Raw genomic sequence first — 15,089 nt, 5'->3', positions numbered from 1 at the left:
TGCCTTAAGGCACCACACTGGCGGCGAGGGAGTAAAACCGCTTAGAAGTCGTACACCACACGGAGCATGACCGCATCGACGTCGGGGTACAGTTCCTGCCGAGTCAGCTCGCCAAACGTGCCGTCGGGCTCATTGCCGGTTTGCAGGTAGTACTCCAGCGCGACACTCCAGCTATTGTCAGCCGTGTCCTGTCCCAGTTCGGCACCAAAGGTATAGCCGTTGAATTCACCCAGCCGGTAGTCCGCTGAGGCTTCCACCTTGTCGTTGCCTGCCACGGGTTGCGTGCCGTCCACAAAGAACGGGGTATAGAAATCCGCCGCGCTCTGCTGGTAGACCCGCACGTGGGGTTCAATGTACAGGGTGTCGCCCATTTTCCAGCGATAGCGCAGGTCGATGGTATGCGAGGTAATGCCCCAGTCATCCACCATCAGGCGGTAGGAGGCATCCAACACATCGCCGCCGATATAGCGTTTGTACTGACCGAAAATACTGTGTTTCAAGCGGCTGTCCGGGCGGTTCTCATACACCACCGTGGGCAGATTGGGCTCGTTGACATTGGTAAACAGCGGGCGACCGGTAACCGGGTCAACCACGCTGATAATCTTGTAGGGGTCGGTCAGGTAACCGCTGGACTGACTCAGCGAGTAGTTGAGCTGGAACAGGCTGTTCTGGTCGATGACCTGGGTAACGCCCACAATCACGTCGAACAGCGACTTGGTGTCGTTGCTGCCGTCGCGGGGCTGCGTCGCATCGGCTTCCTGCATCACACCAAAGGCTATCGGCTTGCCGCCCACCGGGTCGATGCTGTCCACACCTGCCGAGGCACCGGCCATCCAGGTGGTATTGCCGCCGTTGGTATCCCAGGCAAAGGAGGTATTGGCCGACAGCGACTGGTAATCGTATTCCGACGACAGATTGCCACCCAGCACCATGGTGAGGTCTTTCGAGATTGGACGCTCCCAGGCTGCGTTGAGCGCAACACGGGTATCTTTGAAGGACTCATCCAGTGGAATATCGCCAGCGTTGACGGTATAGCTGCTATTTCCCGACGGCGTCGTGTAGGTTTGCGGGCGATCCGTGGGCACCGCACCACTGCCCGAGGCGCCGGTCAGGGTGTCCAGTGTCAGTTTCAGCGACAGGGTTTCGTCGGTATCCAGTTGTTTGACCGCCTTGATAACCGGCTCGGCCGCCGTCACCCGGTCAGCCTCGTTGTAAAACAGCAGCGCGGCACTCACATCCCAATCACCCACATCGTGGGCGTTCTCGGCAACGGCAACATTGGCGCCAACCAGCGCGCAACTGGCAGCCGCCAGCGACAGGCGAATCGATTTCTTACTGTGGGTTTTCATCGCGTTTCCTGGCTCCCTATCAATTACAGCCGCAGCCACCGCCGCCGAAGCTGCGGCCACCACTGGAGGCTTCTTTACTGAAGTAAATGTGATCGTCCAATGACGAACGCAGCGGTGAGCTGTCCAGTGCCATTTCCGGCTTGGCCAGGTTTTGCCGCTCCCAAGGCTCTACGCCCATGTTGCTGCAGGCGCTGAGGGAGAGTCCGGCGAGTAAGATAAACACTAGCTTTTTCATGGTGTTCTCGCTTAACGGTGAGGTGTGAAGTCGCTACTGCCGAATGGCATTTTTGATCTTGCCATCCAGCTCGTCAGGGGTGCTTTTGGTAAAACCGATGTGCTTCAGCAGCAGTTGACCGCGGCGGTCGAACAGATAGGAGTTGGGCATGCCCGCCACCTTGTACTGCTTGGCAAAAATCCCGTCGGGATCGTGAAACACCGGAAAGGTCGGCTGAAATTCCTCGATGAATTCCCTGGCACTGTCGGCGTCTTCATCCAGATTGATGGTGACCACGGCCAGGTCGTCGCCGTATTCACTGACCAGCCGGTTCATAAAGGGAAAGGACGCCCGGCAGGGATCACACCACGAGGCCCAGAAATCCAGGTACACCACTTTGCCGCGGTAATTAGCCAGGTCGAAGCTGCCTGACTGAAAGTTTGCGGCATGGCTGATGCTGGCCGTTAGCATCAGCAGCGGGGCCAGAAAAAAAGAACAAAGTCCGTGGCGAATGGTCATAGCGATCTCAGCCTTATTGTCGATGTTGCAGACTGTAGAGGCGCAGACTTAAGAAAAAATTAAGAAACCGGATGTTGCGCCAGATCGCTCCCGCCGCCGGTTTACTCACCGTGGGAAGTTTCTTATAGTCAGCGTATTCACGCCTTACCGAGGGTTTCGTCCAGTGAACAATTAATGCCTCCGTCGTAACGACGGCCTGCTCTTGCTCCTCCTGACGGGGGAACTGTGTCTGGCATTAATGGTAATCACAATGACGAAGCGCTTCCTGACACTGGACAATGTGTCCTATACGCTGCCCGATGGCCGCGCCCTGTTTTCCCAACTGAACACGCAATTTGATCTGCAGCCCACCGGGCTGGTGGGCCGTAACGGCGTGGGTAAATCTCTGCTGGCTCGCATTCTGGCCGGGCAACTGGCTCCCACTTCGGGACACCGCCAGGCATCCGGGCCGGTGCGCTACCTGCCTCAGCAACTGGCGCCGATCGCGGGGAGCACCGTCGCCGACCTCGCTGGTGTTCAGCCGGTTTTGTCCGCGCTTGAGCGCATTGAACAGGGCAGCGCCGCCACGGAGGATTTCGACGCGCTGGGCGAGCAGTGGGATATTCGCCAGCGCCTGCAAACGGCATTGGCAAACGCCGGACTGCCCGAGCTAGGCCCCAACAGCCCGGCCGATGCACTCAGCGGTGGCGAGGCCATGCGAGTGGCGCTGGCCGGTGCCATGTTATCGGCGGCGGATTTCCTGATTCTCGATGAACCCAGCAATCACCTGGACCGCCCCAGCCGACAGGCGCTGATTGAGCAGCTGCAGCAGTGGTCGCGAGGGCTGATTGTCATCAGCCACGACCGCGACTTACTCAATAGCCTCAGTCGTATTGTCGAACTGTCGCCTTCCGGCCTGCAAAGCTACGGCGGCAACTATGCGTTTTACGCCGCCTGCAAAGCCAGTGAACGACAGGCCGCGCAACAGCAGCTCGACCACGCCAAGCTGGCACGCAAGCGCGAAGAAAAGACCATACGTGAACAGCGCGACCGACAAGCCCACCGGCAGGCGCGGGGCAAACAGGCGCGGCAGGAAGGCGGTCAACCCAAGATTTTGCTGGATGCCCGGCAGCAGCGCAGCGAAAACTCCTCTGGGAAAGCGCAGCGCCAACAGGCCGCGCGTCAGGCCGCATTAAGGGAAAACGTACTTGCCGCCCAGCAGCAGCTTGACCGCGACGCCGACATTACGGTGCACCTGCCCGTCTCATCAGCGACACCGCCACGCCGCGTGCTGAATCTGGAAAACCTGAGCCTGCCCTTTGGTGCCTGCACCACGCCGATCACCCTCAATCTCAGCGGACAGCAGCGCGTCGGCGTAGTCGGCGCCAATGGCAGTGGCAAGTCAACCCTGCTCAAGGTCATTGCCGGGCAACTGTCACCGCGCGGCGGGCACTGCCATCTCACTGGCGAGCTGGCCTATCTTGACCAGCGCCTGACAACACTGGACCCACACCAAAGTGTGCTGGCACAGATTCGGGCGGCCAATCCCGTCGCACCGGAAAGCGAGCTGCGCATGCAACTGGCCCAGCTCGACCTCGACACACAAAAGATCACGGTGCCCAGCGGCACGCTGAGCGGCGGTGAGCAGCTCAAGGCAGCCCTCGCCTGTCTCCTCTATGCGGCCTTGGCACCAGCACTGCTATTGCTCGACGAGCCCAGTAACCACCTCGATTTGCCGTCGCTGGCCGCACTGGAGACGATGTTGGGCGCGTTTCACGGCAGCCTGATGGTGGTCTCCCACGACGAGACGTTTCTGAACGCTCTGAGACTGACTCAACGATTGTCTTTCGAGCCACCGGGCATCCACCTGTCGGCCTGGTGACGCGGCTCCCGGCGCGAGCAAAGAGTGATTGATAACAATTCTCACTTGCTCTACCATCCCCAGCTTTTCTGCTCACGCTGCTGAAGGACACTCCATGCCCTATAAAACGCTACCGACCGCACTGCTGACCTGTGGCAGCCTCGCCCTGATGTCGGCGGCCGCCGTTGCTGCCGAACGCACCGAAGAGATGGTGATTACCGCCAGCCGGGTAGAAAAACCCCTGAGCACGATTCCTAACACCGTCACCCTGATTGATCAGGCCGAGCTGGAGCGTCAACTGTCGATTCAGAACGACCTGTCCACGGTACTGGGCAACCTGATTCCCAGCTTCTCACCGTCGCGCCAGAAAATGACCAGCGCCGGGGAAAGCCTGCGCGGTCGCAAACCCCTGTACCTGATTGACGGCATTCCCCAGTCCAACCCCCTGCGCAGTGGCGGCCGCGACGGCCATACTATTTCGCCGCTGATGCTAGAGCGCGTGGAAGTGCTGCACGGCGCCAATGCCATCCACGGCCTCGGCGCGGCGGGCGGCATCATTAATCTGATTACCAAGCGCCCCAGCGACAGCCTGGAGCAGAGTCTGCGGGTGGATATCGGCTTTCAGACCGAACGCCTCAGCGAAAGCTTGGATCGCGGGGTGAACTACAGCCTGTCCAACCGCATTGACCAGTTCGACGTGCTGGCCAGTGTTGGCTACCGCGATAACGGAATCGCCTACGACGCCAACGGCAAGGTGATTGGCGTGGACAACACCCAGGGCGACACCATGGCCGCCGAGGAATATGACCTGTTCCTGAAAACCGGTTACAACTGGGACGACCAGCGCATTGAGCTGATGGTGAACCGCTTCAATATCGAGAGCGATCATAAGTGGGCCTCAGTACCCGGTGACGAAGATGCCGGCGTGCCCAGCGGCGCGGTTCGCGAGCAGCCGCCGGGCGATGGTGCACGCAACCGGGTGACCACCATCGGCCTGAGCTATGAAAATGCCGAGATGCTGGGCCACAGCTTCCGGGTACAGCTTTTCAGCCAGGACTTTGAAGCGACCTATGGAGCACAGATTACGCCCATCGCCACGTTCCAGGATCCGGCCTACGGCCCCGATGTGATTGACCAGTCGCAGAACAATTCTGAAAAACGCGGCCTGAAGCTGACACTGGTGAAAGACGAGCTTGCGGGGCTGCCGCTGTCGCTGGTGTACGGCATCGACGTGCTGGAAGACGAGACCTGGCAGGCGCTGATCCAAACCGACCGTACCTGGGTGCCGGAAACCCGCTACAACAACTACGCCCCTTATGTGCAAGCGGAATTTACCGGCATTGAACACGTGACCCTGACCGCCGGGGTACGCCATGAAGAGTCCAAGCTGGAAGTGGACGATTTCACCACTCTCGCCAGCTACGGCAGCCGCTTTGTGAAGGGCGGTGAACCTGACTTTTCCGAAACCTTGTACAACGTCGGCGGCACCTACCAGTTCACCGAAACGTGGCGCGCCTTTGCCAACTACTCGGAAGCCTTCTCCATGCCGGATGTGGGCCGGGTACTGCGCGGTATCAATGAAGACGATCAGGAAGTGGAGAAGTTTCTCAACCTCACCCCCATCCTCACCGAGAACAGCGAGTTCGGGCTGGAGTATGACAACGGCACGGTGAATGCGCAGCTCAGCTACTACATTTCCGACTCGGATTTCGGCCAGCGCCTGCAGCGCGGTGCGGACGGCATTTACACCGTAAAGCGTGAAAAAACCGAAGTCGACGGCATTGAGTTTCGCGTTGGCTGGGCCGTCACCGAGCTCGATACCCTCGGTCTGCGCTACGCCGAAGCCGAAGGTCGCTACGACTCCGACCAGGACGGCAAGGTCGATTCCGATCTTGGCGGTACCAATATCTCCCCCGATCGCGTCAACCTGAGCTGGGACCGCCGCTGGACTGATACCCTTAGCTCACGTTTGCAGGTGAATCACCTGCGCGACCGCAGCGTGAAAAACAGCAGCGATGTCACCATCAATAAATTCAACGGTTACACCACCGTCGATGCCAGCGCCGATATTCAGGTGGGACCGGGCGTGCTGAGCGTGTCGGTACAGAACCTGACCAACCGCGACTACTTCACTTACTACTCCCAGAGTAGCCCCAACGATCTGCGTAACTTTAAGGGCATTGGTCGCAGCTTTGGCCTCGCCTACCAGCTTACTTTCTGATCCTTGGCTGAAGTGAATAATGTGGGCGCGGCACCGCGTCCGCGCAAAACGCGGCCACCGGGGCTATGGCGCTGGCATATGTGGGCGGGTCTGGCCGGGCTCGCCATCTTGCTGGTGGCGGCCGTCACCGGCACCGCGCTGGTCTATCAAAAAGAGCTGATCGCCACCGTCGTCACCCCCGACGCCGCACTGCCAGCGCACTACAGCCACAGCCAGCTCGCCAGCGAACTGGGCAGACTGGCCGATCAGCGCGGCATTGATCCCGCCCTGAAACTGAAAGCCCCCAGCCCTCTCGAGCCCTACTGGACGGTCCGCCACGACGACAGTCTGGAGTTGCTGAGCATTGGCTCGCTGGAGCCCTACGTCGAGCGACTGTGGTTTCTGGAGCTCATGGCGTTTATCCGAGAGCTGCATGTCGATCTGCTCAGCGGCGAGTTCGGGGAAGCCCTGCTGCTCATCAGCGGTATCCTGGCCTTATTCCTGTGTATCAGCGGGCTTATTCTGTGGTGGCCGGGGCGAAGAGCCTTTCGCTGGCGCTGGGTATTTCCGAAAAAAATCCGCCCTTCCCAATGGCTGCAATACCACCGCCACTCCGGTGCGCTGACCAGCCCGTTAATGCTGCTGATTCTGCTGACCGGTAGCCTGATGCTGTGGCAAAAACTGATTTTCCCGCTGCTGCCCCCCGGCGCCGTACTCCCCGCCAATGCACCCGCTCCCGCGTCCGCCGACAACACCATTGCCGACGGCTATCTGCACATCCAGCAACAGCTTCCCGATAGCTGGCCCACGTACATCACCCTCAGTGAGGAACAAGGCGCGCCCAGTCTGAAAGTGCGCGTTCGCCTCAACGGCGAGTGGCACCTCAACGGCCGCAGCACCGTCTGGCTCAATACCCACAACGGCGAATTACGCCGCACTGAGCGCTCAGACCAAATGGCCGTCGAGCGACGCCTTATCAACCAGCTCTACCCCCTGCACTCTGGCTTCGGCATGAACGCCATCTACCGCCTGCTCACCCTGTTCTGCGGCATCGTCCTCACCTGGCTGGCCCTCACCGGCGGGCTGCATTACTACAAACGGTGGAAGCATCAGCGCAGGCGGACGCGATAGACAAGTCGCTGTTAAGCCACAAAAGCAAAAATCGGGATGGCCTCATAGGCATAGCATGAGACAAAGAAAGCCTGCTACGCTCTGTCCAATTCTCTGCATAGTGAATCGCCGCCGTGAGTCATTCTCTCCACGATCTGGGACTGGTTCCGTTCTTTACCCAGCAGCTTGCCGATATCGACCTGATGCAGGAGCGTCTCGGCCGTGTCAGCGCGGTACAGCGTTCCAAAATGACGGTTCTCTGCGAGTCGGCGGAGCACGTCGTTGAGCTGTCCTCTACCCTGCTGCAGGCCACCGCCGTTGAGCGTCCCACCGTCGGCGACTGGGTGGTGTTGGATACGTCCCTGTCAAAAATAGAACAGGTTCTTGAGCGCAAGAGTTTGTTTAAACGGCTGGGGGCTGGCAGTCATCAGGAGATTCAGGCGATCGCCGCCAATATCGATATTCTATTTATCGTCACCTCCTGCAACGAGGAGTTCAAGGAGTCCCGTCTGGAGCGCTATTTGGCCCTGTGCGCCGAAGCGGGAGCAATGCCGGTGATTGTGCTGACCAAGGCCGATCTGAGCGACGACGTGGACAGCTATGTGCGCCGGGCGCGCAGTACGCAGGCGGGTATTGCCGTGGAAATCACCAACACCCTTGATCCCGCAACACTCGACGGAATTCGTTCCTGGATTGGCAAGACCACTACCGTTGCTCTGGTCGGCTCATCCGGCGTTGGCAAATCGACACTATTGAATAGCCTTGCCGGGGAGTCACTGACCGCAACCGGAGGCATTCGCGAGCAGGACAAGAAAGGGCGCCACACCACCACCCATCGCGAGCTGCACATCCTGCCTACCGGCGGCCTGTTAATCGATGTGCCGGGGATGCGTGAGCTGAAAGTGGCCGATATCGAAGGCTCCCTTGGCACCGTGTTCGACGATATTGAGACACTGGCCAGACAATGCCAGTTCTCCGACTGCCAACACGACACGGAACCCGGTTGTGCAGTGCAACAAGCGGTGGAGGATAACCGGCTCGATGGCCGCCGCTTGCTGAACTATAAAAAACTGTTACGCGAAAACGCGGTCGCAAACGCCAGTCTGGCCGAGAAGCGAGCGCAGGACCGGGGCTTCGCCAAAGTCGTCAAGCAGGGTAAGAAAATCAAGCAGATGAAAGGCGAGCATTAAGGCAGCCACACGAGAACTAACGCCAAAAATCAGGCGGGACGTTCTTATTCCGGCCCCTCCAGTCGAAGCGACTGCAGGCCCTGCTCAATACTGTCCAGATGTTCCCGCAGCCCGGCTTTGCTGGCCGAGATGCCTACCGCCAGAATATCCAGCACGGTCATATGCGCCAACCGCGAGGGCAACGGCGTGTAGGCGCCTTTGTCGTTGTCGACGTCGATGTAAATCGGCAGATCGCTGATCTCGGCGATGGGGCTGCCACTGGGAGCCAGCGCGATCACCGGGGCGCCGCTGTTCTGGGCGAGCTTGATCACGTCCAGCAGTGAGCGGGTGCGCCCGGATTGGGAAATCGCCACCACCACGTCGTCGGCGTGCAGCGACATGGCCGACATCGCCTGCACATGCGGATCGGCATAAACGCTGGCGCTGATTTGCAGGCGGAAGAAGTTGTGCTGGGCGTCGTGGGCCACCGCCGCCGAGGCGCCAAAACCGTAGAACTCCACCCGCCGGGCATTGCCCAGCAATTCCACCGCTTTCTCGATGGCGTCGACCTCGATGCTGTCGCGCACGCGCTTCAGCGCTTCCATGGTGGCGTCGAACACTTTGAAGGTGTACTGGCGGGCGCTGTCGTCGTCGCGGTAGTCCACCGCCGCATACTCGCCGCTGTGGGCCACGTGCTGGGCCAGCGCCACTTTGAAGTTCTGAAAGCCGTCGCAGCCCACCGCCCGGCAGAAACGCACCACCGTCGGCTCGCTGACATGGGCTTCCTGCGCCAGATCGACGATGCGCATATGAATCACCTCGCGACGATTAGCGAGGATGTAGTCCGCCACCTTGCGCTCGCTGCGGCGCATGGCTTCGCGGTTGGTTTCAATGGCGCGGATGATGTTTCGGGGTCTCACGGCACACTCAGGCTGGCGAATATGGGCCGATTGTACCCTATGCAAACGCGCTGGGGTGGCTGCGGGTCACAGGCTCTTTTTATTTCCTTTAAGAAATAGTTTCTTTTTGACATCTTTTGCAAGCCTACCTAGTATGGTCATCTCATCTGCCCTTACTTAATAACAACAGTAATAACAACAACGGGAACTGACGATGAAAACCTGCCATACGGTCTGCGGCATTTGCGAGCAGGGCTGCGGGCTGACGGTCACCACCGACAACAACCGCGTGCTGAAAGTCGAGCCGGATAAAGACAACCCCTATAGCTGGCGGGACTACTGTATCAAGGGCGCCAAATCGCACCTGTCACTCCGCCACCCCGACCGCATTACCACACCCATGAAACGGGTCGGCGACCGCTATGTTGCCGCCAGCTACGACGAGGCGATTGCCGATATCGCCACCCGCTTTAACCGTCTGATCGACGAGCACGGTCCCAATGCCATTGGCAGCTACACCGGCAATCCGAACGGCTTCAACTTTGGCAGCGCGCTGTTTCACACGATGCTGCTGGACGCCATTGGCACCGAAAGCCGTTTCTGGGTGGGCTCGGTCGACCAGAATGCCTTGCATGTTGTGTCCGACGCGATGTACGGCAATGCCTGGGTGAGCCTTCAGGCAGACATCGATCACTGCGACTATTTTCTGTTAATCGGCACCAATCCACAGATCAGTACCATGTGCTGGATCGGCTATTCACCAGACGGCTGGAAGCGAGTACTGGCCCGCAAAGCCGCCGGCGCCGAGCTGGTGGTCGTAGACCCGCGCCGCACTGAATGCGCGGCGAAGGCGAGTCGGCATATTGCCCCGTTGCCGGAGAGCGACTGGGCACTGGTGCTGGCCATGATCAAACTGATTCTGGAGAACGGCTGGCGCAATCCCCAGCATGCCGACCTGCTCGAAGGGCTGGACACTGTGCGGGCCATTGCGGCGACGGCAGACCTGAATCAGCTCAGCGCCTGCTGTGATGTGCCGCTGAGCGAGATCGAAACGCTGGCCCGCGACTTTGCCCACGCGCCCAGCGCCATGGCCATCGCCCGTACCGGGGTGAGTCAGGGACGCAATGGCGTGCTGGCCCTGTGGCTGGTGCAAGTGCTGAACTACATCACCGGTCGCGTCGAAACCGAGGGCGGGCTGTATTACGTCAGCGGTGTTCTCGATTTGCTGGATGTGGGCGACACCCTGTTCCCCCACTCCGACGCCATCAGCCGTGTGCGCGGCAACAAAAATGTGGCCGGCGCTCACAGTCTGGCGGAACTGCCCGATGAGATCACCACACCGGGGCCCGGGCAGATTCGCGCCCTGATTATTAATAGCGGCAACCCGGTGGTCTCCGGTCCCGACGGCAATAAACTCGATGCGGCGCTGGCGCAACTGGACTGCCTGGTGGTAATCGATCAGTTCCAGCGCGAGAGCCACCGCCATGCCGACTGGCTGATTCCCGGCGACCATTTTCTGGAACGCACAGAGATCAATCCCTTGATTCAGGCGCTCAGCCCCAGTCCGCGGGCACAGCTCAGCCGCGCGGCCGTATCGCCCCCCACCGGCATGCGCTACGAATGGGAGTTTCTGCGCGACCTGACACTGGCGATGAACAAGCCACTGATACCGGGCAAGCGTTGGCTGAATCCGCTGATCGCCGCCAGTAAACGGCTGGCGGCATGGAGTGGCAAGCCCCAACTGACACTCAATCCAATGCTGATGGCGAGAATGCTGATACGCGATAACCCACAGCTTCGCTGGCGCGATATTGTCGAAGCGCCCCACGGCATTGGCGATCCGGCACAGCGTCCGGAATTCGGCCGACTATTTGGCAAATTGCGGGAGCAGAATCGCCGCGTCGATCTGGCACCCGCCGCGTTTGTGGACGTGTTGCAGCAACGCCTCACTGAATCTACCGCGCGCGATCCGTCGCAGCCTTTTCAGCTCATTTCCCGCCGCCGAATGAAGATGATGAATTCCTGGTCCATCGAAACCAGCATGGACGGCATGCATTCGCGGGAAATGACCGGCAGCACCGTAGAGATTAATCGCCAGCAGGGCGAGACACTTCACCTGTTCGACGGCCAGAAAGTAACGCTGCGCTCAGCCAGCGGCAGTATCGAAGCTCAGCTCAAACTGTCGGATGAGGTGCGCAGCGGGGTCGCGGTCATGGAGCATGGCTGGGGCTATCGCACCTTTAATCCCGGCCGTGGCAGCAGTCGCCACCACGGCGGCGTGAATCGCAATCTGCTGGTCTCCAATGCCGACGTCGACCCGCTTTCCCGCGTGCCCCGCCTGAACGGCACGCCGGTGTCGATTGAGCCTGTCGCCGTCAGTCCATAGCAGCGCGAGAGTCAGGTGCCAGCGTCGGCCATTCCCGATAGAATAGCCGCCCATGGACGTCTCTCATATTCTCGACTCACTCAACGACGCACAGCGCGACGCCGTCACCTCCGACAGCCCCGGCACACTGGTACTGGCGGGCGCAGGCAGTGGCAAAACCCGCGTGCTGGTGCACCGCATCGCCTGGAAAATTCAGGTGGAAGGCCTGTCGCCCTACAGCATTATGGCGGTGACCTTTACCAACAAGGCGGCGCGGGAAATGCGCGGCCGTATCGAAGAACTGCTGGGCACCCAGTTGCGCGGCGGCATGTGGGTGGGCACTTTTCACGGGCTGGCGCACCGGCTGTTGAAGGCTCACGCCCGCGAAGCCAAGCTGCCGGACAATTTCCAGATTCTCGACAGCGATGACCAGCTACGCATGCTCAAGCGCATTCACCGCGAGCTGGAGCTGGACGACTCCCGCTGGCCGCCGCGCCAGTCAGCCTATTTTATTAACGGCCACAAAGACGAAGGCCGCCGCAGCGCCCACATCGACGACTACGGCGGCGACCTGTATCAGAAGACCATGCTGCGGGTATACCGCCGCTATGAAGAGATCTGCCAACAGCAGGGCGTCATCGATTTTGCCGAACTGTTGCTGCGGGCTTTGGAGCTGTGGCGCGATAACCCCGCCGTACTGGACCACTACCAGCAGCGCTTCAAGCATGTGCTGGTGGACGAGTTTCAGGATACCAACGCCGTGCAATATGCCTGGCTGCGCCTGCTGGTAAGCAAGGGCATGGGGATTACCGCCGTGGGCGACGACGATCAGTCCATTTACGGCTGGCGCGGCGCACGCATCGAGAATATCCAACAGTTCTCCAAAGACATTCCCGACACCCGCATTATTCGTCTTGAGCAGAACTACCGCTCCACCGGCACCATTCTCAGCGCCGCCAATGCGGTGATTCAGAACAACAGCCAGCGGCTCGGCAAAGAGCTGTGGACCAGCGGCGACGACGGCGATTTGATCACCCTGTTCGCCGCCTTTAACGAACAGGACGAGGCGCGCTTTGTCACCGACCGCATCGACGAGTTGCTGCGCCAGGATTATCGCCGCGCCGATATCGGCATTCTGTACCGCAGTAACGCCCAGTCGCGGGTATTGGAAGAAGCGCTGATTCGCACCGGGCTGCCTTACCGCATTTACGGCGGCCAACGTTTCTACGATCGACTGGAGATTAAAAACGCGCTGGCCTATCTGCGCCTGATTGCCCTGCGCGACGACGACACCGCCGTGGAGCGGGTCATCAACACCCCGACTCGCGGTATTGGCAACCGCACGGTGGAAATGCTGCGCGAGTATGCTCGCGACCACCAGCAGTCACTGTGGAAATCGGCGTTGGCAATGATTGAAAACGGCGCGCTTACCGCCCGTGCGGGCAATGCCCTGCGTGGCTTCCTGTCACTGGTGGAAGACCTCGCCGAGCAGACCCGCGACATGGAACTGGATAGCGCCGTCGACTACGTGGTGGAGCACTCCGGGCTGATCGAGTTTCATCAAAAGGAAAAAGGCGAGAAAGGCCAGGCGCGGGTGGAAAACCTGCAGGAACTGGTCAGCGCCGCGCGCAGTTTTGTGCCGGAAGATCCCGACGCCGATCCGCTGCGGGAATTCCTCGACCGCGCCGCACTGGACGCCGGTGAGCAGCAGGCCGACGAGCACGAAGACAGCATTCAGTTGATGACACTGCACTCCGCCAAGGGGCTGGAGTTTCCGATCGTATTTATGGTCGGCGTGGAGGAAAACCTGTTCCCCCACAAAATGTCGATGGACGACCCGGAGCGGTTGGAGGAAGAGCGACGGCTGGCCTATGTGGGCATTACCCGCGCCGAGCAGCAGCTGTTTTTAAGCTACGCCGAATCTCGCCGCCTGCACGGTCAGGAGAACTTCAACAGCCTGTCGCGCTTTATTCGCGAAATTCCCAATGAGCTGATTAACGAAGTGCGCCTGAACAACACCGTGACCCGGCCCAGCAGCTTTGCCAGCAGCCATATTGCCGCTCAGGCCGCCGCCGATTGCGGCATCGCTCTGGGCCAGCGGGTGCTGCACAGCATCTTTGGTGCCGGGACCGTACTCAGTTTTGAAGGCCAGGGTCCCAGCGCTCGCGTTCAGGTCAATTTTGAGGACGAAGGCAGCAAGTGGCTGGTGCTGCAATACGCGAATCTGCAATTACTTTAAGCCCCGCCGCACAGGCCGGGGCACAACAATAAAAAGGGAAATCCCGTGACCGCATCATCGCGCTCCTACACACCGCTGATTATTCTCGCGCTGGTCGCCGCACTGGTGACCATGAGCTGGCTCTACGTGGGCGAGCGCGGCCGCCATTACCTGCCCCAGAACGATCAACGCGCTACCGCCAGCGGCCAGGAACGCGTCTATCACTGGAAACTGGTGACCACCTGGCCGAAGAACTTTCCGGGCCTGGGCACCGCCCCGGAAAAATTTGCCCAGGTGGTGAATCGCATGAGCAAAGGTCGCCTGCAAATCAGTGTATACGGCGCCGGGGAGCTGGTGCCCGCGCTGGGCGTATTCGATGCGGTGTCGGCGGGCAGCGTGCAAGCCGGGCACGGCGCGGCCTATTACTGGAAAGGCAAGCTGCCCTCCTCCATCTTTTTCACGACCGCGCCGTTTGGTATGACCGCGCAGGAAATGAACGGCTGGCTATACCACGGTGGCGGCATTGAACTGTGGCGGGAAGCCTACGCGCCCTTCAATCTCGTGCCCTTTGCCGGTGGCAACACCGGCGTGCAAATGGCCGGCTGGTTTAACAAAGAGATCAACAGTGTTGCCGATTTGAAAGGCCTGAAAATGCGCATCCCCGGCTCCGGCGGCGAAGTACTGAACCGTCTGGGTGGCACCTCGGTCACCCTGCCCGGCGGCGAGCTGTACACCTCACTGCAGACCGGCGTGATCGACGCCACCGAGTGGGTGGCCCCCTTCAACGATCTGGCCTTTGGCTTTCATGAGGTGGCGCGCTATTACTACTACCCCGGTTGGCATGAGCCCGGCTCCACGCTGGAGCTGATCATCAACAAATCAGCCTACGAGGCCTTGCCCGATGACTTGCAGGCCATTGTGGAAGTGGCCGCACGCTACGCCAATGCCGATATGCTCGACGAATACACGGCGCGCAACAATCACGCGCTGAACGAACTCGTCGACAAACACGGCGTGCAGCTTCGCCAGTTGCCGGACGACGTCATGCGGGCGTTGCACAGCACCTCGGATGCCTATCTGGAAGAGCTGTCGCAAACCGATGAGCTTACCGGCCGCGTGTATGCCAGCTGGAAGCAATTCATGGAAAACGCCAAGAACTACCACCACATTTCCGAGCAGGCCTATATCAACGGCCGCGATTTGTAG

The 15,089-nt window shown here is 60.1% G+C and carries 11 protein-coding genes; 7 read left to right on the top strand and 4 right to left on the bottom strand.

The genetic code is table 11. From position 1 onward, the window contains the following. Positions 1-41 precede the first annotated feature (41 nt). Genes G411_RS0109790 through G411_RS0109780 form a run of 3 tightly spaced genes read right to left on the bottom strand, consistent with a single transcriptional unit; the run spans position 42 to position 2,082 of the window. Positions 42-1,349, bottom strand: coding sequence for a DUF3570 domain-containing protein (locus G411_RS0109790; protein ID WP_022959022.1), 1,308 nt, complete (start codon positions 1,347-1,349; stop codon positions 42-44). 19 nt (positions 1,350-1,368) lie between these two features. After that, a complete protein-coding gene (locus G411_RS0109785) occupies positions 1,369-1,584 on the bottom strand; it encodes a DUF4266 domain-containing protein (protein ID WP_022959021.1) in 216 nt (71 codons plus the stop codon). 33 nt (positions 1,585-1,617) lie between these two features. Further along, the gene (locus G411_RS0109780; RefSeq protein WP_022959020.1) at positions 1,618-2,082 is read right to left on the bottom strand and encodes a TlpA family protein disulfide reductase; all 465 of its coding nucleotides are present in this window, start codon (positions 2,080-2,082) and stop codon (positions 1,618-1,620) included. 250 nt (positions 2,083-2,332) lie between these two features. Between G411_RS0109780 and G411_RS0109775 the strand changes: the two genes are divergently transcribed. The 4 genes from G411_RS0109775 (at position 2,333) to rsgA (ending at position 8,422) form a co-directional block, all read left to right on the top strand. Continuing rightward, positions 2,333-3,943 carry an ABC-F family ATP-binding cassette domain-containing protein gene (locus G411_RS0109775; protein WP_022959019.1) on the top strand — a complete coding sequence of 537 codons (1,611 nt, stop codon included), beginning with the start codon at positions 2,333-2,335 and terminating at the stop codon, positions 3,941-3,943. Positions 3,944-4,091: 148 nt separating this feature from the next. Then, the gene (locus G411_RS0109770; protein ID WP_425423263.1) at positions 4,092-6,143 is read left to right on the top strand and encodes a TonB-dependent receptor; all 2,052 of its coding nucleotides are present in this window, start codon (positions 4,092-4,094) and stop codon (positions 6,141-6,143) included. 21 nt (positions 6,144-6,164) lie between these two features. After that, entirely contained in the window at positions 6,165-7,253 is a 1,089-nt protein-coding gene (locus G411_RS0109765) for a PepSY-associated TM helix domain-containing protein (protein WP_037508466.1), read from the top strand. Positions 7,254-7,366: 113 nt separating this feature from the next. After that, positions 7,367-8,422 (top strand): ribosome small subunit-dependent GTPase A, encoded by a 1,056-nt coding sequence (rsgA, locus tag G411_RS0109760; protein ID WP_022959016.1) that lies wholly within the window; start codon positions 7,367-7,369, stop codon positions 8,420-8,422. A gap of 44 nt (positions 8,423-8,466) precedes the next feature. Here the strand turns inward: rsgA and G411_RS0109755 are convergent, their stop codons facing one another. Next, positions 8,467-9,321 (bottom strand): SIS domain-containing protein, encoded by an 855-nt coding sequence (locus G411_RS0109755; protein ID WP_022959015.1) that lies wholly within the window; start codon positions 9,319-9,321, stop codon positions 8,467-8,469. Between the two features lie 193 nt (positions 9,322-9,514). On the opposite strand from G411_RS0109755, the gene G411_RS0109750 reads away from it, so the two are divergent. The 3 genes from G411_RS0109750 (at position 9,515) to G411_RS0109740 (ending at position 15,089) form a co-directional block, all read left to right on the top strand. Beyond that, entirely contained in the window at positions 9,515-11,686 is a 2,172-nt protein-coding gene (locus G411_RS0109750; RefSeq protein WP_022959014.1) for a molybdopterin-containing oxidoreductase family protein, read from the top strand. 52 nt (positions 11,687-11,738) lie between these two features. Beyond that, positions 11,739-13,904 carry a DNA helicase II gene (uvrD, locus tag G411_RS0109745; RefSeq protein ID WP_022959013.1) on the top strand — a complete coding sequence of 722 codons (2,166 nt, stop codon included), beginning with the start codon at positions 11,739-11,741 and terminating at the stop codon, positions 13,902-13,904. A 111-nt stretch (positions 13,905-14,015) separates the two neighbouring features. Next, positions 14,016-15,089 carry a TRAP transporter substrate-binding protein gene (locus G411_RS0109740; protein WP_084495480.1) on the top strand — a complete coding sequence of 358 codons (1,074 nt, stop codon included), beginning with the start codon at positions 14,016-14,018 and terminating at the stop codon, positions 15,087-15,089.

This window comes from Spongiibacter tropicus DSM 19543, from assembly GCF_000420325.1.
GTDB classification, from domain to species: domain Bacteria; phylum Pseudomonadota; class Gammaproteobacteria; order Pseudomonadales; family Spongiibacteraceae; genus Spongiibacter; species Spongiibacter tropicus.
The sequence above is the reverse complement of the archived record's forward strand: the minus strand, read 5'-3'. Positions and strand labels throughout refer to the sequence as shown.